Source organism: Gordonia lacunae (assembly GCF_002149015.1).
In the GTDB taxonomy this organism is placed as follows: Bacteria; Actinomycetota; Actinomycetes; order Mycobacteriales; family Mycobacteriaceae; genus Gordonia; species Gordonia lacunae.
Genome location: NZ_NGFO01000035.1, coordinates 1 through 20,645 on the forward strand (window position 1 = coordinate 1; position 20,645 = coordinate 20,645).

The 20,645-nt window shown below is 65.7% G+C and carries 20 protein-coding genes and 1 tRNA gene; 11 read left to right on the plus strand and 10 right to left on the minus strand.

Annotated elements, in window-relative coordinates; all coding sequences use genetic code 11:
• Positions 1-306 precede the first annotated feature (306 nt).
• From aqpZ to CA982_RS22395, 3 genes are all read right to left on the minus strand, one after another.
• Complete coding sequence (gene aqpZ, locus CA982_RS22385; RefSeq protein ID WP_086537385.1) at positions 307-1,086, minus strand: aquaporin Z; 780 nt, start codon at positions 1,084-1,086, stop codon at positions 307-309.
• A 160-nt stretch (positions 1,087-1,246) separates the two neighbouring features.
• Positions 1,247-2,008, minus strand: coding sequence for a pirin family protein (locus tag CA982_RS22390; protein WP_086537386.1), 762 nt, complete (start codon positions 2,006-2,008; stop codon positions 1,247-1,249).
• An 83-nt stretch (positions 2,009-2,091) separates the two neighbouring features.
• Positions 2,092-2,766, minus strand: coding sequence for a DUF1345 domain-containing protein (locus CA982_RS22395; protein WP_086537387.1), 675 nt, complete (start codon positions 2,764-2,766; stop codon positions 2,092-2,094).
• Between the two features lie 106 nt (positions 2,767-2,872).
• On the opposite strand from CA982_RS22395, the gene CA982_RS22400 reads away from it, so the two are divergent.
• Genes CA982_RS22400 through CA982_RS22415 form a run of 4 tightly spaced genes read left to right on the plus strand, consistent with a single transcriptional unit; the run spans position 2,873 to position 6,737 of the window.
• Positions 2,873-3,166: a hypothetical protein gene (locus tag CA982_RS22400; protein ID WP_004019878.1), complete on the plus strand. Its 294-nt coding sequence runs from the start codon at positions 2,873-2,875 to the stop codon at positions 3,164-3,166.
• Positions 3,163-3,987, plus strand: coding sequence for a hypothetical protein (locus CA982_RS22405; RefSeq protein ID WP_086537388.1), 825 nt, complete (start codon positions 3,163-3,165; stop codon positions 3,985-3,987). The genes CA982_RS22400 and CA982_RS22405 overlap by 4 nt, the downstream gene beginning before the upstream one ends.
• Positions 3,988-4,045: 58 nt before the next feature.
• On the plus strand, positions 4,046-5,989 hold the full coding sequence (locus tag CA982_RS22410; protein ID WP_086537389.1) for a fumarate reductase/succinate dehydrogenase flavoprotein subunit: 1,944 nt from the start codon (positions 4,046-4,048) through the stop codon (positions 5,987-5,989).
• Position 5,990: 1 nt separating this feature from the next.
• A complete protein-coding gene (locus tag CA982_RS22415; protein WP_086537390.1) occupies positions 5,991-6,737 on the plus strand; it encodes a succinate dehydrogenase/fumarate reductase iron-sulfur subunit in 747 nt (248 codons plus the stop codon).
• Between the two features lie 63 nt (positions 6,738-6,800).
• Here the strand turns inward: CA982_RS22415 and CA982_RS22420 are convergent, their stop codons facing one another.
• Entirely contained in the window at positions 6,801-7,835 is a 1,035-nt protein-coding gene (locus tag CA982_RS22420) for an aldo/keto reductase (protein ID WP_086537391.1), read from the minus strand.
• 106 nt (positions 7,836-7,941) lie between these two features.
• Here CA982_RS22420 and CA982_RS22425 point away from each other — a divergent pair, with 106 nt between their 5' ends.
• From CA982_RS22425 to CA982_RS22445, 5 genes are all read left to right on the plus strand, one after another.
• Positions 7,942-8,583: a TetR/AcrR family transcriptional regulator gene (locus tag CA982_RS22425; protein ID WP_086537392.1), complete on the plus strand. Its 642-nt coding sequence runs from the start codon at positions 7,942-7,944 to the stop codon at positions 8,581-8,583.
• A 106-nt stretch (positions 8,584-8,689) separates the two neighbouring features.
• Entirely contained in the window at positions 8,690-9,832 is a 1,143-nt protein-coding gene (locus CA982_RS22430) for an acyl-CoA dehydrogenase family protein (RefSeq protein ID WP_086537416.1), read from the plus strand.
• A gap of 242 nt (positions 9,833-10,074) precedes the next feature.
• Complete coding sequence (locus tag CA982_RS22435; RefSeq protein WP_086537393.1) at positions 10,075-11,019, plus strand: WcbI family polysaccharide biosynthesis putative acetyltransferase; 945 nt, start codon at positions 10,075-10,077, stop codon at positions 11,017-11,019.
• Positions 11,016-12,026 carry a glycosyltransferase family protein gene (locus CA982_RS22440; RefSeq protein ID WP_086537394.1) on the plus strand — a complete coding sequence of 337 codons (1,011 nt, stop codon included), beginning with the start codon at positions 11,016-11,018 and terminating at the stop codon, positions 12,024-12,026. The genes CA982_RS22435 and CA982_RS22440 overlap by 4 nt, the downstream gene beginning before the upstream one ends.
• A complete protein-coding gene (locus CA982_RS22445) occupies positions 12,023-13,402 on the plus strand; it encodes a glycosyltransferase family 2 protein (RefSeq protein WP_086537417.1) in 1,380 nt (459 codons plus the stop codon). The genes CA982_RS22440 and CA982_RS22445 overlap by 4 nt, the downstream gene beginning before the upstream one ends.
• A gap of 67 nt (positions 13,403-13,469) precedes the next feature.
• On the opposite strand, the gene CA982_RS26595 is transcribed toward CA982_RS22445, so the two are convergent.
• Together CA982_RS26595 and CA982_RS22450 are read right to left on the minus strand one after the other, a co-directional pair.
• Positions 13,470-13,545 (minus strand) — tRNA-Leu (locus CA982_RS26595).
• 577 nt (positions 13,546-14,122) lie between these two features.
• A complete protein-coding gene (locus CA982_RS22450; RefSeq protein WP_086537395.1) occupies positions 14,123-15,091 on the minus strand; it encodes a LysR family transcriptional regulator in 969 nt (322 codons plus the stop codon).
• A gap of 252 nt (positions 15,092-15,343) precedes the next feature.
• Between CA982_RS22450 and CA982_RS22455 the strand changes: the two genes are divergently transcribed.
• Positions 15,344-16,123 carry an SDR family NAD(P)-dependent oxidoreductase gene (locus tag CA982_RS22455; RefSeq protein WP_086537418.1) on the plus strand — a complete coding sequence of 260 codons (780 nt, stop codon included), beginning with the start codon at positions 15,344-15,346 and terminating at the stop codon, positions 16,121-16,123.
• A gap of 15 nt (positions 16,124-16,138) precedes the next feature.
• Complete coding sequence (locus CA982_RS22460) at positions 16,139-16,795, plus strand: hypothetical protein (protein WP_086537396.1); 657 nt, start codon at positions 16,139-16,141, stop codon at positions 16,793-16,795.
• Between the two features lie 274 nt (positions 16,796-17,069).
• Here CA982_RS22460 and paaI read toward each other — a convergent pair whose 3' ends face one another.
• The 4 genes from paaI to CA982_RS22480 all read right to left on the minus strand — a co-directional run bounded on the left by paaI (position 17,070) and on the right by CA982_RS22480 (position 20,561).
• Positions 17,070-17,450 (minus strand): hydroxyphenylacetyl-CoA thioesterase PaaI, encoded by a 381-nt coding sequence (gene paaI, locus CA982_RS22465; protein WP_086537419.1) that lies wholly within the window; start codon positions 17,448-17,450, stop codon positions 17,070-17,072.
• 56 nt (positions 17,451-17,506) lie between these two features.
• Positions 17,507-17,821 carry an EthD family reductase gene (locus CA982_RS22470; protein ID WP_086537397.1) on the minus strand — a complete coding sequence of 105 codons (315 nt, stop codon included), beginning with the start codon at positions 17,819-17,821 and terminating at the stop codon, positions 17,507-17,509.
• Positions 17,818-19,857, minus strand: coding sequence for a phenylacetic acid degradation bifunctional protein PaaZ (gene paaZ, locus CA982_RS22475; protein WP_086537398.1), 2,040 nt, complete (start codon positions 19,855-19,857; stop codon positions 17,818-17,820). Before paaZ ends, CA982_RS22470 begins: the two co-directional genes overlap by 4 nt.
• A 92-nt stretch (positions 19,858-19,949) precedes the next feature.
• Complete coding sequence (locus tag CA982_RS22480) at positions 19,950-20,561, minus strand: TetR/AcrR family transcriptional regulator (protein WP_086537420.1); 612 nt, start codon at positions 20,559-20,561, stop codon at positions 19,950-19,952.
• Positions 20,562-20,645: the final 84 nt, after the last annotated feature.

Below are 20,645 nucleotides of genomic sequence, written 5' to 3' on the forward strand. Positions count from 1 at the left end.
GGTGTGAGGAGCGCAAACGACGACCGTCCCCGCCCCCTGAGGTGTGAGGAGCGCAAGCGACGACCGTCCCCGCCCCCTGAGGTGTGAGGAGCGCAAGCGACGACCGTCCCCGCCCCCTGAGGTGTGAGGAGCGCAAGCGACGAGCCTCGAAGGGTCTGGTGAGACGCCTTGCGAGACCCTTCGTGGCTCGCTTCGCTCGCACCTCAGGGAGCAGACGATTCGGCCACTCGCGCTCGTGCGGGTTCCGATCTGCGTCATGTGCGCAGGACCGCCACCGGGTGAGTTGCCGCCAGGCCGCGGATCCGCTCAGGCGTCGGCTGTCTCGGCCCGGGTCGGCTCGGGCGCCGTGCGCTTCCCGTTCTGGAACAGCAGGGGGTAGAGGAGACCGCCGATCAGACCACCGATCAACGGGGCGAGCCAGAAGGCCCACAGCTGGCCGGGTGCACCGTTGCCGTTGAAGAAGGCGACCGCGGTCGAGCGGGCCGGGTTGACCGAGGTGTTGCTGATCGGGATCGAGATCAGATGGATGAGGGTGAGGCACAGGCCGATGGCCAGCGGGCCGAAGCCAGCGGGAGCGCGCCCGTCGGTCGCACCCAGAACCACGATGAGGAAGAAGGCCGTCAACAGGATCTCCGCGATGAGGACCGCGGTGAGCGAGTAGTTGCCGGGAGAGTGTTCCCCGTATCCGTTGGCGGCCATGTTGCCCTCGGCCACGAACCCGGGCTGGCCTTTCGCGATCAGGAAGAGCATCAGGCCGGCGAGCAGACCACCCACGACCTGCGCGATCCAGTAGGTGGGCAGCTCTTTCCAGGAGAGTCGACCGCTGACGGCGGCGCCCAGCGTGATCGCGGGGTTGAAGTGTGCTCCCGAGACGTGTCCGACCGCGTAGGCCATCGTGACCACGGTCAGGCCGAACGCCAGAGAGACTCCGAGGAAGCCGATTCCGACCTGGAAGGTGTCCTGGCCGTCCTCGGATTGAGCGATCTGCTTGGCGGCATAGATGGCGCTGCCGCATCCACCGAAGACCAACCAGAATGTGCCGAAGAACTCAGCCGCGAGTCGTGCCGCGGGTGACGGAGAAGGCATGGACGTCCTTTCGCTGGGTGACCTGACCGTCGAGGCGCGCGAAGTGCCTCACCCTTCGAGTGGCTCACACAGTAGCGGTGTCGCAGTGAACCGGCAGCATTATGGCAAATCGTCTACAGGTCAGTGAAGACGAGGTGGACGAGGGCTGTCCTCGGGTCGGTCAGCGGCGAAACGTCGTGTGCATCTCCCAGAAGAGGATCTCGGTATCCGTCGTCGCGGAGACGGCGACGGTTCCGTGTGCGGTGGTCCGCAGGGCATCACCCTCGACGAGTCGGATGCCGTCGTCCAGCTCGACACCGCCCCGCGCCACGTACAGATGTCCGAACGGTGCCGGCGGAAGAGTGACCGACTGTCCGGATCCGAGTCGCGCGACATGGAGTGCCGCATGCTGGTTGTCGATCGAGATCGCTGTGGTGGCAGCGTGCTCGGGCATGCCGGAGGCGACGGTCACGAGGCCGCCGGCCGCGAGGGCTCCGGTGAAATCGCGCTCCGCGTAACCGGGTTCACCTCCGGCGTGTTCGGGAGCCACCCACATCTGGATGACGCGCAGGTCACGGTCTTCGCTACGGCGAGAAGCGTTTGCCTCGGTGTGGGTGATCCCGCGGCCCGCACTCATCCGCTGAGCGACACCGGGAGTGATCACGCCGGTGTTGCCGAACGAATCACGATGAGCGACAGCACCTTCGAGCACCCATGTGATGATCTCGGCGTCGCGGTGGAAATGGGCGTCGAAGCCCTCGCCCGCGTCGACGCGATCATCGTTGTGCACGAGCAGGACCCCGTGTGCATTCGCGGTCAGGTCGAAGTTGCCGGTGACCGGAAACGACTGGCGGGAATCGAGCCACTCGCTTCGGAAGATGTGCCGATCGGTGCCTCGAATGACCTGCCGCGAGGCCACGGTCGCGGCTCCTGTCTCACTCATCGTCGACTCCGATCTGCTCCGGGGAACTCCGCCGACTCAACCGTTGCCTCGCCGACGCTATTCCGGCCGGTGCCGGCGCCGGGCTAGTCGAGGAGGTTGACCGCGTTGGCCACGACCAGGCTGAGGATGACGATCGACAGCAGTGCCTGCGACGCCATCGCGAGCTTCGCGCGCCGCGCCAGGGGCATCACATCGGTGGGACTGAACGCCGTCGCGTTGGTCAAGGCCAGGTAGAGATAGTCGAAGAACACCGGCCGCCAACCCGGCGCTGCCAACCGCGGTTCGAGTTGCTGCGGAAATGCGAGATCCGGGTGCTCGGCAGGGTTCAGGTGTCGGTTGACCGGACCGCCGCCGTCGAGTTCCCAGTAGAGAAACGCGAACGCGATGACGGTCTGCAGCCAGACGAGCGCACCGGCGACCAACAACTGGTTCGCCGCCTCGGTCTGCGGATCGCCGTGCAGGAGATCCCACACGAGTCGTCCCGCACCCCACGCCGCACCCGCGGCGATGGCGACGACAAGACCCACGGACAGTGCTCGAACCCATCGTCCGGGCCGGTCGATCCGCCCGGGATCCACCGCGATCAGTGTCAGCAGCACCACTCCCTCGATCGCGGGTAGCAGCCATGCGGTGCCGGCGGCGTAGCGCGCCGGGAGCAGGAACGGGATCGCCATCGCGACCAGCACGAACGCCGATGCAGTCCATCGTTGCTCGGCGCGGGGCAGGTTCTCCCCGGGACCGCGGTCGTCGTCGCTCATCCGGCAGCCTCCGGTCGAGGGCCCCGACACGTTCGGTCAAGACCGTTGACTCGACGTGCCCGGCCGGTACTGTGTTCTTCATCACATAGGCAGGAAGGGATGTGCCATGATACCGACCGAGATCAGGGATCTGCATCGCAGCATAGGGGCCTTACGCCATCACATGACCACACTGCAGACCCAGTACGGCGATGTCGACGCCGTCCGACGGATGTCCAACGACCTGGACCGTCTGGAGATCGACCTCCACGACTTCGAGCATGCGCCCCCGCCGCTCCTGCAGGCGAAGCTCGGACGGGACCAGGTGATCTATGTGCCCGACAGCAAGTCGGACGAGTCGGCCTGGCTGGGTGCGCAAGACGAAGGGCTGGGCTTTCATTCGCGTGAGCGCACGAAGTGAGTGCCCCCGCGACTGAGCGGGACGCAGTCGGGGTCTTCTCTCCCGGTCGCGCGCGAATCCTGGCACGAACACTCCGCCGGGACAGGTGGTGGCTGGCGCCGCTGCTGACGATCGCCGGTCTCGCGGCCTTCGTCATCTACGCGACCATACGTTCGTTCGTGCGTACCGCCTACTACTCGGCGGAGTACCACTACCTGTCGCCGTTCTACTCGCCGTGTCTCAGCGAGTCGTGTGTCCCCGGCGCGAGTCATTTCGGGACGCCGTTTCCCGAACTCCCGATGTGGATTCCGTTGGCGTTCTTGTCGCTACCGTTCCTGCTCGGGTTCCGGTTGACCTGCTACTACTACCGCAAGGCCTACTATCGGTCGGTCTGGTTGTCCCCGCCGGCATGCGCGGTCGCCGAACCCCACAGCCGATACACCGGGGAGACGCGGCTGCCGCTGATCATCCAGAATTCACACCGGTACTTCTTCTATGCAGCGGTGATCATCTCGGTGATCAACACCTACGACGCCGTCATCGCGTTCCACGGCGCCGACGGCGGGTTCGGCTTCGGTCTGGGCAACGTCATCCTCGTCGGGAACGTGCTACTGCTCTGGACCTATACGATCTCGTGTCACTCGTGTCGTCACGTGACCGGTGGCCGTCTCAAGCACTTCTCGAAACACCCGGTGCGGTACCGCATCTGGACTCAGGTCTCCAAGCTGAACACACGGCACATGCAGTTCGCCTGGATCACGCTCGGCACGTTGGTGCTCACCGACTTCTACATCATGTTGGTTGCCAGCGACACCATCTCGGACCTGAGGTTCGTGGGTTGACCGATTGACCACACAACGCCTGTTGTGCAGCCGTTTTCAACGTTGGGAGTCCCGCTAGATGACCGAGCCGGAACGCTACGAGTACGACGTCGTTGTCATCGGTGCGGGCGGTGCCGGGTTGCGGGCGGTCATCGAGGCCCGCGAACGGGGATACTCGGTTGCGGTGGTGTGCAAGTCACTGTTCGGCAAGGCCCACACGGTCATGGCGGAGGGCGGGTGCGCCGCGTCGATGGGTAACGCCAACTCGAAGGACAACTGGCAGACGCACTTCCAGGACACGATGCGTGGCGGCAAGTTCCTGAACAACTGGCGCATGGCCGAGTTGCATGCCAAGGAGGCCCCGGACCGGGTCTGGGAGCTCGAAACCTACGGCGCCCTGTTCGACCGCACCGATGACGGCCGGATATCGCAGCGCAACTTCGGCGGGCACACCTATCCGCGGCTCGCGCACGTCGGCGACCGCACCGGGTTGGAACTGATCCGGACGATGCAACAGAAGATCGTCTCCCTTCAACAGGAGGACTTCGCCGCCACCGGCGACTACGAGTCGCGCATCAAGGTGTTCGCCGAATGCACCATCACCGATCTGCTCAAGGACGGCGACGCCATTGCCGGCGCGTTCGGGTACTGGCGTGAGTCCGGCCGCTTCATCCTGTTCGAGGCGCCGGCGGTGGTCCTGGCGACCGGGGGGATCGGCAAGTCGTTCAAGGTGACCTCCAATTCGTGGGAGTACACCGGCGACGGCCACGCGCTCGCCCTCCGGGCCGGGGCGAGCCTGATCAACATGGAGTTCGTCCAGTTCCACCCGACCGGGATGGTCTGGCCGCCCAGCGTCAAGGGCATCCTGGTGACCGAGGGTGTCCGCGGCGACGGCGGTGTGCTCAAGAACACCGACGGCAAGCGGTTCATGTTCGACTACATCCCACCGGTTTTCAAAGGTCAGTACGCGGAGACCGAGGAGGAGGCCGACGAGTGGCTGGCCGACAACGACAGCGCACGCCGGACGCCGGACCTGTTGCCGAGAGATGAGGTCGCCCGGGCGATCAACGAGGAGGTGAAGGCCGGGCGCGGGACCGAACACGGCGGTGTGTACCTCGACATCGCGTCCCGGATGCCCGCCGGGGAGATCATGCGCCGACTGCCGTCGATGCATCATCAGTTCAAAGAACTCGCCGATGTCGACATCACCGCCGAACCGATGGAGGTCGGGCCCACCTGTCACTACGTGATGGGCGGGATCGAGGTGGATCCGGACACGGCTGCCTCACGGGTCCCGGGGCTGTTCGCGGCGGGTGAGTGTTCCGGCGGGATGCACGGCTCGAATCGGCTGGGCGGCAACTCGCTGTCCGACCTGCTGGTGTTCGGGCGACGTGCCGGACTCGGCGCGGCGGCGTACGTCGAATCACTGACGACGCGGCCCGCGGTCTCGGCCGACGACATCGACCGGGCGGCGGCATCGGCTCTGGCGCCCTTCGATCCGCCGGCCGAGGGCAAACCGGAGAACCCGTACACCCTGCACACCGACCTGCAGCAGGCCATGAACGATCTGGTCGGGATCATCCGGAAAGAGGCCGAGATGCAGGAGGCGCTCGGTGTCCTGGCCGACCTGCGAAACCGGTTGGGCGGCATGCAGGTCGAAGGGCACCGGCAGTTCAATCCGGGCTGGCATCTCGCGGTCGACCTGCGCAACATGCTGCTGGTCTGCGAATGCGTCGCGAAGGCTGCACTCATGCGCACGGAGAGCCGTGGCGGGCACACCCGCGATGATCACCCGTCGATGGACTCGAACTGGCGTAACGCTCTGTTGGTCTGCACCGCCGATCTCGACGGGGACGGCCCGGTCCCGGAGGTCAGCGTCGTGCGCACGGAGCAGACCCCCATGCGTCCGGACCTGTTGGAGCTGTTCGAGTTCCCGGAGGTCGAGAAGTACTACACCGCCGCCGAGATCGCCGGGCACCCCGGCGCCGGGGGCGAGCGAGCCGAAGGGCATTCGGAGGACTGACATGGGATATGACGCGAAGTTCCGGATCTGGCGCGGGGACACCGACGCCGGTGGTCTCGAGGACTACACCGTAACTGTCAACGAGGGCGAGGTGGTGCTCGACATCATCCACCGGCTGCAGGCGACGCAGGCGCCCGACCTGGCGGTCCGGTGGAACTGCAAGGCGGGCAAATGCGGCTCGTGCTCGGCAGAGGTCAACGGGCGCCCGAAGTTGCTGTGTATGACCAGGATGTCCACCTTCACCGAGGACGAGGTCGTCACGGTGACCCCGATGCGGACGTTCCCGGTCATCCGTGACCTGGTCACCGATGTCTCGTTCAACTACGCGAAAGCGCGGGAGATCCAGTCGTTCACGCCGCCCGAGGGTCTCGCGCCGGGGGAGTACCGGATGAAGCAGATCGACGTGCAGCGTTCACAGGAGTTCCGCAAGTGCATCGAGTGTTTCCTGTGCCAGGACACCTGCCACGTCGTGCGGGATCACGAGGAGAACAAGCAGAACTTCGCCGGGCCGCGCTTCCTGATGCGCGTCGCCGAACTCGACATGCATCCCCTCGACGTGGCCGAACGCCGCGACTCGGCCCGCACCGAACACGGGCTGGGACTGTGCAACATCACCAAGTGCTGTACCGATGTCTGTCCCGAGCAGATCAAGATCACCGACAACGCATTGATCCCGATGAAGGAGCGCGTCGCCGACCGGCACTATGACCCGCTGGTGTGGCTGGGCAACAAGCTCTTTCGGCGGTAGACGTCGCGCAACGTTGCGCCCAGCGCAACGACTCACTACATCTACAGGGTGCCGACCCCGGTCTCAGACGGCCGGGGGATTGAGCAGTGCGAAGCCTTCCTGCCGCCGGTAGGGGAAGTACGGGTAGGGGGCTTCCACCTGCGACGCCGCATCCAGGATTCGGATCTGCTCGGGAGTCAGGGACCATCCGCTCGCGCCGAGGTTGTCGCGTAGTTGCGCTTCGTCACGCGCCCCGATGATGACGCTCGACACGGTGGGTCGACGGCTCAGCCAGTTGAGTGCGACCTGCGCCACGGTCCGGCCGGTCTCGCGCGCGATCTGATCGAGTGCGTCGACGACGGTGTAGAGGTGCTCGTCGTCGACGGGCGGTCCGGCAGCAGCGGTCGAGTGCAGACGACTCGTCGTCGGCAGGGGTGTGTCGCGGCGCACCCGCCCGGTCAGGCGCCCCCAGCCCAGGGGGCTCCATACGAGTGCACCGACTCCTTCTTCGGCGGCCAACGGCATCAGCTCCCACTCGTAGTCGCGGCCGATCAGCGAGTAGTAGACCTGGTGCGCGACATGACGCGGGGCACCACGTCGATCAGCCGTTGCCAGCGAGCTCATCAGTTGCCAGCCGGAGAAGTTGGAGACGCCCGTGTAGCGGATCTTGCCGCTGCGCACCAAGACGTCCAGCGTGTCGACGACTTCGTCGAGCGGGGTCGCGGCATCGTAGGCGTGGAGCTGGAACAGGTCGATCCAGTCGGTGTCGAGTCTCCGCAGTGCCGCTTCGACGGCCCGGATGAGTCGAGAACGCGACGTGCCGCGGTCGGATGGGCCGTCTCCGATGGGCAACGCGGCCTTCGTCGACACCACCACGCGATCCCGACGACCGCGGAGTGCTGCGCCCAAGACCTCCTCGGAGGCGCCGTCGGAGTACACATCGGCGGTGTCGAACAGCGTCACCCCGGCGTCGATGCAGAGGTCGACGAGTCGACGCGCGGCAGCGACATCCGTGCTGCCCCAGGCGCCGAAGAACTCTCCGCGGCCGCCGAATGTGGCAGCGCCGAAACCGAATTCAGAAACGGTCAGACCCGATCGGCCAACCTGACGATAGTCCATGTCTCTCCTTAAGGGAACTGTAGATCCGTTAGTAACCGTAGCCCAGAATCGAACCAAATGGAACTGAGTTCCCGATAACGACTGCGCGGGGTCTTAGGATGTGCGCATGTCCGACGCCTCATCCCGCCCGGTCGTCCCGCAAGCCGGTGTGGCTCGTCCCGGTGGCCGAACCGCCGCGGTCCGCGGATCGGTGCTGTCCGCGACCGAAGACGCGCTGATCGAGCACGGATTCGCCGGGATCGACCTGTCGTCCCTGGCGCGGGCTGCCGGAGTCGGTAAGACCACGATCTACCGCCGGTGGGGAACTCCCCAGTGTGTCGTCGCCGATCTGCTGGACGACATGGCCGCACGGTCGGTGACCGCGACGCGGACCGGAAATCTGGACGCCGACCTGCGTGCCAACGCCGAGCTGGTCGTCCGGACGCTCACCCACCCGCGGCAGGGCCGCCTGTTCGCCGCGCTCATCGCGGCGTCGACCCACGACCGCGACACCAAGGCGGCCCTGGCCGAGTTCTTCCGCCGGCGCGTCGAGGAGTGGTCATTGCCGATCATCGACGCGATCGAACGGGGAGAGGTCCCCCCGAACACCGATCCCATCGCTGTCGTGCGGCATCTGTCCGCGCCCCTGTACTACCAGTTCCTCACGATGACAACACCTCTCGACGACCTTGCGGCCGACCGCGCGGCACGGGCGACCGTCGCTGCGATGCGTGCGCAGTGCTTCGCGAAATCGGATGCGGCGTCGTAGGAACTCGAGTGCGTGGGGCGACCACGAGTCATGCGCGCGCGACGTTACCAACACTCACTGTTACGCTCGCCGTTGACATTGTCACTCGTGGATAGGTATGTACACCATGGCCGAACGGTCCTCCTGGGAAGACGACGACCTCACCGCGCTGCGCGATCTCGCACGCAGCTTCTGTGAGAAGGAGATCCAGCCGAACACCGAGAAGTTCATCGAGCAGCACCACGTCGACCGGGACCTGTGGAACAAAGCCGGTGACCTCGGCCTGCTCTGTATGTCGATCCCCGAGGAGTACGGGGGCGGCGGGGGCACCTTCGCGCACGAGGCGGTCCTCATCGAGGAGCAGGCGCGCGTCGCCGACAGCTCGTGGGGCGTCAGCCTGCACAACGGCATCGTCGCGCACTACATCCTGGAGTACGGCTCCGAAGAGCAGAAGAAGACCTGGCTGCCCAAGATGGCCAGCGGCGAGGCGGTCGGGGCCATCGCAATGACCGAACCGGGCACCGGATCGGACCTGCAGAACGTCAAGACGAAGGCGATCAAGCAGGGCGACGAGTACGTCATCGACGGTTCCAAGACCTTCATCACCAACGGTGGTCAGGCCGACATCATCATCGTCGTCGCCAAGACCGACGTGTCCGAAGGCGCCAAGGGCATCTCGCTCATCCTGGTCGAGGCCGAGCGAGAGGGCTTCCGCCGTGGCCGGGTGCTCGACAAGATCGGCCAGCGCGGACAGGACACCTCGGAGTTGTTCTTCGACGGCGTACGCGTCCCCACCTCGAACCTCCTCGGCGCCGAAGAGGGGCAGGGGTTCGTCCAGCTGATGATGCAGCTCCCGCAGGAGCGACTGATCATCGCGCTGGCATCGGTGGCCGGCATGGAGAAGGCGGTTTCCGAGACCATCGCCTACACCAAGGACCGCACCGCCTTCGGCCGGCCGATCTTCAGCTTCCAGAACACCAAGTTCAAACTCGCCGAGGCGGCGACCGAGGCGCGGATCGCGCGCGTGTTCGTCGACGACTGCATCACCAAGCACATCAAGGGCGAACTCGACATCCCGACCGTCGCGATGGCGAAGTGGTGGACCAGCGACCGCGCCATGGTGGTCGCCGACGAATGCCTCCAGCTCTTCGGCGGCTATGGATACATGAACGAGTACCCGATTGCCCGCCTGTGGGCCGACAACCGCGTGCAGAAGATCTACGCGGGCACCAACGAGATCATGAAAGAGATCATCGCCCGGACGTTGTGACGGAAAACCTCTCTCGTTCGGCAGGCGGCCCCGGTGATCTGATCACCGGGGCCGTCGCACACCCGTCCGGTTTCCGGTGCGTTCCGAATGTCTGGAGAACCGGGGCATTGTGACCAAGCCGATGATTCGTCAGCGGGACGAACGGTTATACGAGGAGCTGGAGTCGGCCGGTTGTCCGCGAGGGGAGTCAGTACAGACGATGACAGCACACCACCAGGTCGCTCGACCACAGCGAAGCGCACATGTCGTCGAGTGACAACGCGCTGGTGGACGGGCGGACCCGGCACTACGGCGAGTTCTACGGCGTCACCGAGGCTCCGGCGAACGATGACAGGCAGCCACTCGTCGTCTGGGGGAACTGCCAGGCCGAGGCGTTACGGATCGTGCTGTCGAGTTCCCCGGACCTTCCGTTCCGCACCGTTCGCGTCCCACCGGTTCACGAACTCGAGTCCTCCGACATCGCCCATGTCGAACGCCTCCTCCGTCGAACCGCGGTCATCGTCTCCCAGCCGGTGCGTGCCGGATACCGGGGACTCCCCATCGGTGGTCCGGACCTGGCCGACATCGCGCCGTCGTCGTCCGTCCTCGTATGGCCGGTCATCCGCTATGGCGGGCTGTACCCGTTCCAGGTCATCGCCCGACATCCAGCGCAGCCGTCCGCAGTGCCCGCCGGTGTTCCGTACCACGATCTGAGAACGGTCCTCGCTATCAGAGCGGGCCGCGGCCGCTTCGACGACTGGGACGTCGATGTCGCCGCCGAGCGTTTCCGGGAGGCGGCGCGCTGGAGTGTGGACCAGCTCGAGGTCCGCGAGCGTCGCCACTGTGACATCGGGGTCTCCGACATCCTGCTCGGTTTCGGGGCCGACGCCGCGCACACGATCAACCATCCCGGAAATCGGGTGTTGCTGGCTCTCGGTGGCCGGATCCTCGACTCGCTCGGGGCGGCGGCACCGGTTCCGCCGGCACGCGACCTGCTCGGCAACATCCGAGCACCCCTGGAACGACGGGTGATCGACGCGCTCGGTATCGAGGCGTCCCCGCGGGCGTCCTGGGACGTCGATGGCGAAGCCCGCACCGACGACGACATCCGGCGCCGCCAGATGCGCTGGTACGCCGAACATCCCGAGTTCATCGACGCAGTGCTGGACCGCTACGACGACCTCCTCGAGATCTTGGGTCTGCCGTGACGGGACCGATCGGACACCTCATGGTCGGCCCCCGGTCGCACGGTGTGGTGCGGTACGCGAAATCGGTCTTCGACGCGGTGAGCGTCGAGAGCGCGGATCATCGGCTCGCGCACATGCGCACACTCGGTGCCGGTGTCGCATCGGGACTGGCCGAGTGCGCGCTCGTGCATGTGCACGTGACCGATCGCCTGTTCGGGCGCACGCCATCGCAGGCTCGCGACAACGTGCTCGCCATGATCGCTGCGCTTCGGCGTCCGGTCTCGGTGACCCTGCACGACCTGCCCCAACCCTCCGACGGACGAGCGATGCATGCACGCATCGACTTCTTTCGTTCGGTGGCCCGATCCGCGACGGGTGTGATCGTGTCGAGCCGCCACGAGGCGTCGCTCTTCGCCGAGTACGTCGATGCGTCGATCGACGTGGAGGTCGTTCCGCTGCTGTTCGACACCGTCCGCGTCGACAAGCCCTCGGCGTCAGCGGAATCGACCGTCGGAGTGCTCGGCTACCTGTACCCCGGGAAGGGGCACCTGGAGACGCTGCAGGCGATGTCCGACCTGGATCCGTCGATCGGCTTCATGGCGCTCGGCACCCCGTCGCCCGGCCACGAGGACCTGGCCGACGACCTCGCCAAGATCGCCGCGGACATGGGGAGGCGGTGCACGATCACCGGATTTCTGACCGACGACGAATTGCGTCGGGCGTCGGCCGAGGTGACGGTCCCGGTCGCCTATCACCGGCACATGTCGGCGTCCGGGTCGATCAACTCCTGGATCTCCGCCGGACGACGGCCGCTGGTCCCGCGCACCGCCTATACCGACGAACTCGCTGCGCGTTCCCCGGGTGTGCTGACGATGCACGCGAACGACGACCTCGCGCTTCGAGCCGCCATCGAGAGTGCGTTCGCGAACCCTGCGAGTACGTGGATCGATTCGGCCGTGACGCCGTCGCCGACGGCCGCCGACGTCGGCCGGACTCACGAGCGACTGTTGCGGCGGTGGAGCGCGTGACCGTCGTCGAGCTCGACGACGGTCGGACCGTGGTGCCCGACAATCGCTGGGATCTGGTCGGCGACGCTCCGACGACGACGCCACTGGTGAGTGTCGTGATCCCGCATTACAACCAACCCCACCAACTCGCGTTGGTCCTCGAGGCGTTGACCGCCCAGACCCACCCGCGGGATCGTCTCGAGGTGGTGGTCGCCGACGACGGTTCGACGTGTCCACCGGACGTGAGCGCGTGGACGTCGCGCCTCGACATCACTGTCGTGACCCAGGAGGACAAGGGCTTTCGAGCGGCGGCCGCCCGCAATCTGGGCGCCGCGGCATCGAGCGGCTCGGTCCTGTGTTTCCTCGACGCGGACACGGTTCCGACACCCGACTACATCCGGCGTGCGGTCAGATTGCCCGCCACGGCGCCGGACGCGCTCGTGGTCGGGCGGCGCAAGCACGCCGACCTGAGCCGGGTCGCCCCGGACTCGGTGGTCGAGTGGTTGTCCGAGCAGCGGCGGCTCCACCCCTCACATGACTGCGAACCCGGATGGCTGGTCGACGCGTATGACCGCACGTCCGATCTCCTCACCCCGGGCTGGGACGGCTACAAGTACCTGATCAGTGCGGTGATGTCCTGCAGCCGTGACTTGTTCGACGACGTGGGCGGATTCGATCCGTCGTTCATCCGGTACGGCGGTGAGGACTGGGAGCTCGCGAACCGGGCGTTCATGATGGGCGCGGTCTTCGCACACGAACCCGACGCCCTCGCCTGGCACGATGGTCCCGACTGGGCCGAACGGCCGGTGCCCGAACGGATCTCGGAGAAGAATGCCGAAGCTCTCGCACTCGCACCGCTCATCACCGATCCGGCGGCCCGGACCGCCGGACTGCGGTACTCGATACCGGACATCGTGGTGCTCGTGTCAACGGACGGACACACCGCGGCGTCGCTGATACACACCATCGCCGGCGCGCTGCGCGGGGTGGACGCGGCCGTCTGGCTCGTCGGAGAAACCGCCGACGCGCTGCTGCTCCGGCTGGCCGTGCATGATTCGCGTATCCGGACCGGGACGCCGGACACATCGACGCTGTCACGGTGCAGGTTTGTCGTCGAGGTCACCGGACCCGTGGTCTTCTCCGATGACTCTCTCGCGCGGTTGACTGCCGAGGTCGCGCCGGGGGAGTGCGGCCGGGTGACGGTGGACTTCGACGGGTCACCGTCGGCGTCGGTGACGGTTGCGTCGTCTCGTGCACGGCACCGGGTCCGACGCTGGGCGGCGCGTACCGACCTCGGCGCCGACGAGCTGCTCGGCCGGTTGTTCGGGGTCCGGAGAGTGCGCCACAGTGAAGTCGAGATCGTCGTCGGAGTCCACGAACCTGCGCTGTCCTGGTGAGTGTGGCGCAGGGGTCGGTGCGCGCATCGTGGAGCGGCGGGTGCTCGGCCTCGTGCTCGGGTGTGACTGGTGCCCCCGGTCAGACTCGAACTGACACTGGACGGGTTTTGAACCCGTTGCCTCTGCTGTGTCTGATAGGGGGCGGGGTGCGGATGGCCCACCGCCAGTCGGGGAACTCGGTTTCGATGCGGCAGATCCCGCGCATCGGAAGCCGGTTCACAGATCTCATCGCCGGCCGATGCCGGCAGCCCGCCGTTGCGGGCGTTGAAAGCGCTGGCTGACGCGATCGAGCCTGCCTCCCCGGCCGATCCCTCGAGGACCCGGCGCTCGCAGATTCGATTGTCGCCCTGCTCACCGCGCTTGCCGCATCAGCCAATACGGGGGCGTCGCCCGCAGGCGACCCGACGGTACTGAGAATGACGATCAGTAGCTTCCTCGACGACCACATCGCCGACCAGACTCTATGTCCGGACTCAGTGGCGGCCGCGCAGCACATCTCGATCAGGATTCTGCAGAGAGTAGTTGCCCGGCCGACCGCCGACGGTGGTGACTCGCCGGCCGCATTCATTCGGTGCCGCCGGCTGGAACTGACGCGCTACATGTGCTGTCAGTACAAGTCGGTAGGCCTACAGCACTGCAGATCGGCTTCAACGACGTGGACACCTGCGGTCGTGCCGCAGGTAGCACCTCGAACTCCCGAGTATGAGCGTAGGTCTCGACTCACGTGCCCGTCACCACCCTGCCGAACTCATGCACTGACCCATCGAACGTTGAGGGACTGGCGTCGCGTCCCAAACGAGAGCCCGGGCCCGAGGACAAGACGGCCTCGCGTAGCTCCGCGATGACGGCCGACGCGTCGGAGATGCGCGTGCATAGCGACAGCGGGCACAGCGGCACATCGGCGACCGGCACGAAGACCACTCCAGGGTTGCGATGGCTGTCGGCGACGAATCCTCCGGTGATGGACACCGCTTGGCCAGCCGCGACGACCTCGAGTAGTTCGTCGATGGTGCGGACGGACGGTCCGTATCTCACCGTCACTCCGCTCGGCCGGGGGTCGCAAGCCCACCAACGAACCCACACCGGGTCCGCGTCGTCGTTGGTGACATGAAGGTCGTCATCCAGCTCGTTGAGGTGGACCTCCGAACGATCGGCGAGCGGATGGGCTCTCGCCAGTGCGACCACTCTCGACTCGTGCCGGATGACGTCGAGCCGAAGTCCGGTCGAATCGGCGAAGGGCGGGCGCACCAGTGCTGCATCGACCTTGCCGTCGCGTACAGCGGAGGTCTGTTGCGACCATTGCAGCTCGACCATCTGGATGGTCACATTCGGCACTCGACGACGTAGGTCATCCAGGATCTCCCGCGTCTGGGGGCCTGTCGATGCTGTCATGAATCCGATTCGCACAGTATGGGCGACTTCTCGCCGGTAGCTGTCCACGGCTGCGATCGCTCGATCGGCGGCGGCCAAGGCCTCTCGTGCCTCCGTCAGAAACCTCTCTCCCGCCGGGGTCGGTCGGACCGGGTGGGCGGAGCGGTCGAGGAGCTCTATGCCGAGGGAACGTTCCAACTTACGGATCTGCTGGCTGAGCGCCGGGGTGCTGACATAGAGGCGGTCGGCGGCGCGTCCGAAGTGACCCTCGTCCACGACAGCGATCAAGTACCTCACCAGCCGGAGATTGAGGCTCATACCCGCGAGGTTAGCATCAAATGTGACTGGAATCACCTCCCAGTAGCGCCATGAGCTGCAATGTTAGGGCTTTGGTTAACGCCTCGTCCGAACTATGTAATGGACGTCACAGCGGCGTCGAGACAAGCTGAACTCGTCGGGATCGAGCTCGGTCAACGACTCGATCTCCGCACTTCGGCAGCGGACAGACTGCCCGATCATCGGGCCGATTCGTCCGCGGTCCACGTCTCATCACTCGCAAGACGGGAAACCATGTCCACCACCTCTTCATCACCCACACGATCGATCGTGACCGGCGCCGCCTCCGGCATCGGTTACGCGATCGCCGAACAGCTCATCTCCGACGGGGGCTCGGTGGTCGCATTCGACCTCGACTCCGGGCGCCTTGATGACGCGGCAAAACAGCTCGGCGACAGATACATTCCACACCCCGGGAGTGTCACCGACGCCGACGAGGTCCAGTCGGTGGTCCGACGCGCCGAGTCTGACCTGGGCGGCCTCGACAGCCTGTTCAACGTGGCGGGCGCGATACGTCCCGGCCAGATCGCTGATCTGGACAAGGACACGTGGGACTTCACCGTCGATGTGGTGATGAGCGGAGTCTTCCTCTGCACCAAGTTCGCGGCGCAGAGCATGATCCGTTCCGGTACGCCCGGATCCATCGTCGTCGTCTCGTCAGTGAATGCGCACATCCCGCTGTATGGCGGAAGTGCCTATGCCGCAGGCAAGGCCGGGGCAGACATGTTCGCCAAGAATGCTGCACTCGAACTGGGGCGGCACGGTATCCGGGTGAATTCCGTACTTCCTGGTCTCGTCGACACCCCGATGGCCGACTTCATTCTCGGCAACGAGGGGATCATGGCCGAGTTCAATGCGAACGCAGTTCTCAAGCGTCCGGCCCGTCCGGCAGAACTGGCTGCGCCCGCGGTCTTCCTGGCGTCCGGTGCCGCCAGCTACATCACCGGAGCGAGCCTCGTCGTCGACGGCGGGTACGAGATCGGCAGCTACCCAGACCTCAGCAAGTATCTGTAAGGAGAGAGAACAGCCATGAGCACAGCCCACGCTCCCATCACCACCCGTACGACCTACGAGGAGGAGTTCGTCCACATGATGGACGACGTCGATGTTCTCATCGACACCCTCACGAACCCACTTCACCGCAAGATCCTCATCAACTACCGGCGGCACGGACTTCTCGAGGTGTCTGGCCGTTACGATGAACTGCTCGCGCCGAATATGACCGTCGCCCATCCCCACTACCGGCTTTTCGAAGGCGGCCAGGGAACGATCTTGGACGGTATGGAGACGGTGCGGGCGTTCTATCAGCAGCTTGCCGAGATGGACATGCTGGTCATGTGGACGGGCAGGCAGAAGATGGCCGTGCACGACTGGGGGTTCGCCGGCGAGGCCGAGTTCAGTCAGTTCGTTCCGGGTGCGCTACTCGGCGACAACGTCTTCGGTTCCATGAACAACGACCCCGCGGCTGATTCGTCGGACTACGATGCCAGCTCCTACTACCTCGTGCGACGTACGCTCGCCTTTGTGTGGCCCTACGATGAGAACGGCCTGATGCTCGGTGAACATGTCTACGAGGACTCCGAGTCCAAGAAGGTCACCAAGGTCAGCAATGACGACGTGATCACCAGTTCCCGGGCGGCAGAGCTGCTGGCGCCGATTATCGAGAAGTATGGCGTACCACAGTGAGAACCACTGAGCGTGAGCTCTATTCGGAGGCGCTGACAGTCCGAGTCGCCAGCGGGTCGAGTAAATTGGGTACGTAGATGGACAGTGGTCCCGGCGCGACGACGCGCCGGGACCACTGTCGTTCTTGGAAGACTCTTGCGCGACCGGGCGATCCCGTTCAATGAAGCCGGTGGGCCACATGCCGACTGAAACGTGTCGGACACCGGTCAGTTGACTTCCAGCGACTCGCTCGGCGCGTGTGCATGGGCGCAGATCGGGTCCCGCCAGAGTGATGTCAGAGCGTAGGAGGTGGTGGGATGACCCGGCTGTCACCACGGAACTCGGCGACGACCGCGTTGTCGACGGTGACCGTGACATCGTAGATACCATTGCGGCCGAAGCGTCCCCGTTCGACAGCGGTGGCGACCAGAACGTCGCCCAGACGAGTCGTCCGCAGGTACCGGATGTCGGCCCGAGCGGCTACCGCGTGGTCGTCGTGACTGTTGCAGGCGAGGGCAAACGTGGTGTCGGCGACCAGGAAGACGTATCCGCCGTGCGTGATGCCGTGACCGTTGACCATCGTCTCGGTGACGGTCATGGTGGTCTGGGCTCGTCCGGGTCCGAGGTCGAGCAGATCGATACCGACGGCCTTCGACGCGGCATCCGCATCGAGCATCGCCCGCGCGATTGCATGATCGCGCGGGCGGCCGGACCGTTCGGCGGCGGGGGCGCTCACAGTCCCACCTCGTGCTCGTCGGTGACGTACATTGTCGCACCGCCGGTGGCAAAGTTCGCCACATCGCCTCCTGCGGCGCGCATCTCGGGAGACCTGAGCGCAGTCTGCATCGTCTCCTCATCCGCGAAGTACAGACCGGCGACCGCATAGTAAGGGGGTTCGGTACCGTCCAGTGACGACACCTTGCCGCAGGTGAAGCGGGTCAACCCGGGAACCGCCTTCGCTAGTGGGATGTGTACGCGGGCGTAATGCTCATCGAAAGCTGCTTCATCGGTGGGCTTTCCGTAGCACACTGAGATCCGAAGACTCATGCTGATTGCTCCTTCGCGACCAGGGTCAGGACGTCGTAGGTCGCGACCGGGTCGTAGTTCTGGTTGGTCACCACCGCATCCCACCGCACCTCGCCGTAGTCGGCGCTCTGACGTGGGGTGACCTTCTTCGCCGTGAGGGTCACGGTGAGGCTGTCCTCGGCCTTGACCGGCGTGAGGAACCGCAGGCCGTCGACTCCGAAGTTCGCCAGTACGGGACCCGGTGCCGGATCGACGAAAAGCCCTGCGGCGAGGGACACGACGAGATATCCATGCGCGACGATCCCCCCGAAGAGCGGATTGGCCGCTGCAGCCTTTGGATCGGTGTGTGCGTAGAACGTGTCGCCGGTGAACTCGGCGAAGTGATCGATGTCGGCTCGGGTGACCTGACGCGGTCCGCCGACGATCGTGTCGCCGATCCGCAGCTCCGCCAGACTCTTCCGGAACGGATGAACACCATCGTGGTTGCGTCGTGCACCGGTGAACCACGTGTTGCCGACCGCGGTGAGCACCTCGGGTGACCCCTGAACGGCGGTGCGCTGCATATGATGCAGGACTCCGCGAATCCCGCCGAGTTCCTCGCCACCGCCCGCCCGTCCGGGCCCGCCGTGGACGAGCACCGGCAATGGAGAGCCGTGACCCGTCGATTCCTTGGCGTCGTCGCTGTCGAGCACGAGCACCCGACCGTGGAAGGGCGCGAGTCCCAGCACGATCTCACGGGCGATCCCGGCGTCCTTGGTGACCACCGAGGCGACGAGGCTGCCCTTGCCGCGTGCGGCGAGCTCGATCGCGTCGGCAGTGTCGTCATATCCGATCACCGTCGACACCGGTCCGAAGGCCTCGATCTCGTGCGGTTCGTTCGCGTCCCTGTCATCGGCGCGCAACAGAATAGGGGACAGGAAGGCGCCGGTGGCGGCGTCGGCGTCGACGACCTCGACCCGATCCGGGTCGCCGAAGACGATCTGCGCCGACTTGGTCAGTCCGCGAACGGATCTGAGGACTTCGTCGCGTTGTTCGAGGCTGGCCAGCGCGCCCATCCGTACCGCCTCGGAGTCGGGGTTGCCGACGACGATCTTCGCCAGTCGCGCAGTCGTCGCCTCGATCACCGCGTCCATCTGTGTCCTGGGAACCAGGGCACGGCGGATGGCGGTGCACTTCTGGCCGGCCTTGACCGTCATCTCGGAGACGAGCTGCTTGACGAAGAGCTCGAACTCCGGGTCATCGGGGGTGACGTCGGGGCCGAGGATCGATGCGTTGAGGGAGTCGGCTTCGGCGTTGAAGTGCACACCGTCGTCGAGGACGCTCGGATGGGACCGCAGCAGCGCCGCGGTGTCGGCGGATCCGGTGAACGCGACGGAATCCTGGCCGCCCAGATGGTCGAGCAGATCGCGTGCGCTGCCCGAGATGAGCTGTACCGAGCCCTCGGGCAGAATTCCAGTCTCGACGATCCGGCGGACCACGAGCTCGGTCAGGTAGGCAGTCTGGCTGGCCGGTTTGATGATCGAGGGCACACCGGCGACGAAGGCTGGTGCGAGCTTCTCCAGGAACCCCCACACCGGGAAGTTGAACGCATTGATCTGTACGGCCACCCCGTGGCGTGGGGTGTAGATGTGCTGCCCGAGGAAGGTCCCCTTCTTGCCGAGTTGCTCGACCGCACCGTCGAGATACACGGTGTCGTTGGGCAATTCGCGACGTGCCTTGCTCGCATAACTCAACACCGTGCCGATGCCGCCGTCGATGTCGACCGCGGAGTCGCGGGCCGTCGCACCGGTCGACGCGGAGAGGCGGTAGAACTCGTCCTTTCCTGCCATCAGCGTCAGTCCGAGCTGCTTGAGGAGGGCGGCCCGCTCGTGGAAGGTCAACGCCCGCAGCGCGGGCCCGCCCACCGTGCGCGCGTACTCGACCATCCCGGCCACGTCGAGTCCGGTGGACGAGATGCGAGCGACCTCGCTGCCGTCCACGGCGCTCATCAGTGGCGTGCCGGTGTCCTCCGCGGCGAACCAACGCCCTGCCGCGTAGCTCTCCAATAGTCTGCTCACATCTACTCCATCCCACCGTACGTTCGGTCGGTAATTACCATCGCCGCGGTAGTGGTTCAATGTCAAGGACCGGGAGTGGGAGTGCCCCTGGGTCAGGGTCGGCGGAGGCCGTCGAAGGTCAGCGCGACCAGCGCGTCGCCGAGTTCGGCGGACGAGCCGCCGGACCGCGGCCGATACCACTCGATGAGGGAGTTGACGGTGCCGAAGAGGAGTCGAGCCACCAGGTGGGGGTCGGTGTCTCCGCGGAGGTCGCCCTCGGCGGCCGCGGCGACGACCAGTCCGGACACGAACTCGTCGAACTCCCGTCTGCGGGCGAGTGCGCGACGTTCGACGGCGGAGTTGCCGCGGACTCGGAGGAGCAGCGTGACATAGGGCAGTTCGCTCACCAGAATGTCGACACTGCGTCTGACCAGGTATTCGAGTCGATCGATCGAGGGACCCTCGGTGGCACCGGCCTCGGTGGTCACCGCGAAGAGTGCGTTGAGTGCACGGTTGAGCGCGAGCTCGAGTAGTTCCTGCTTGCCCGAGACGTGGTGGTAGATCGACGACTTGCTGATTCCGAGTCGTTCGGCCAGCACATCCATGCTGGCGCCGTCGTAGCCCTTGTCGTTGAACACCTTCACCGCAACCGCCAGCAGGGAGTCGAGGTCGTATCCGGGGCGGCCGGGACGCCCGGTGCGTCGTGGGGTGCGTGCGGTGGTCATGGCTTCCATCTTGACACCCGCCCCCGGCGTCATCCGCGAAGGTGGTGTCCGACGGGTCTTGAATACCGACCGAAAGGTTGGTTA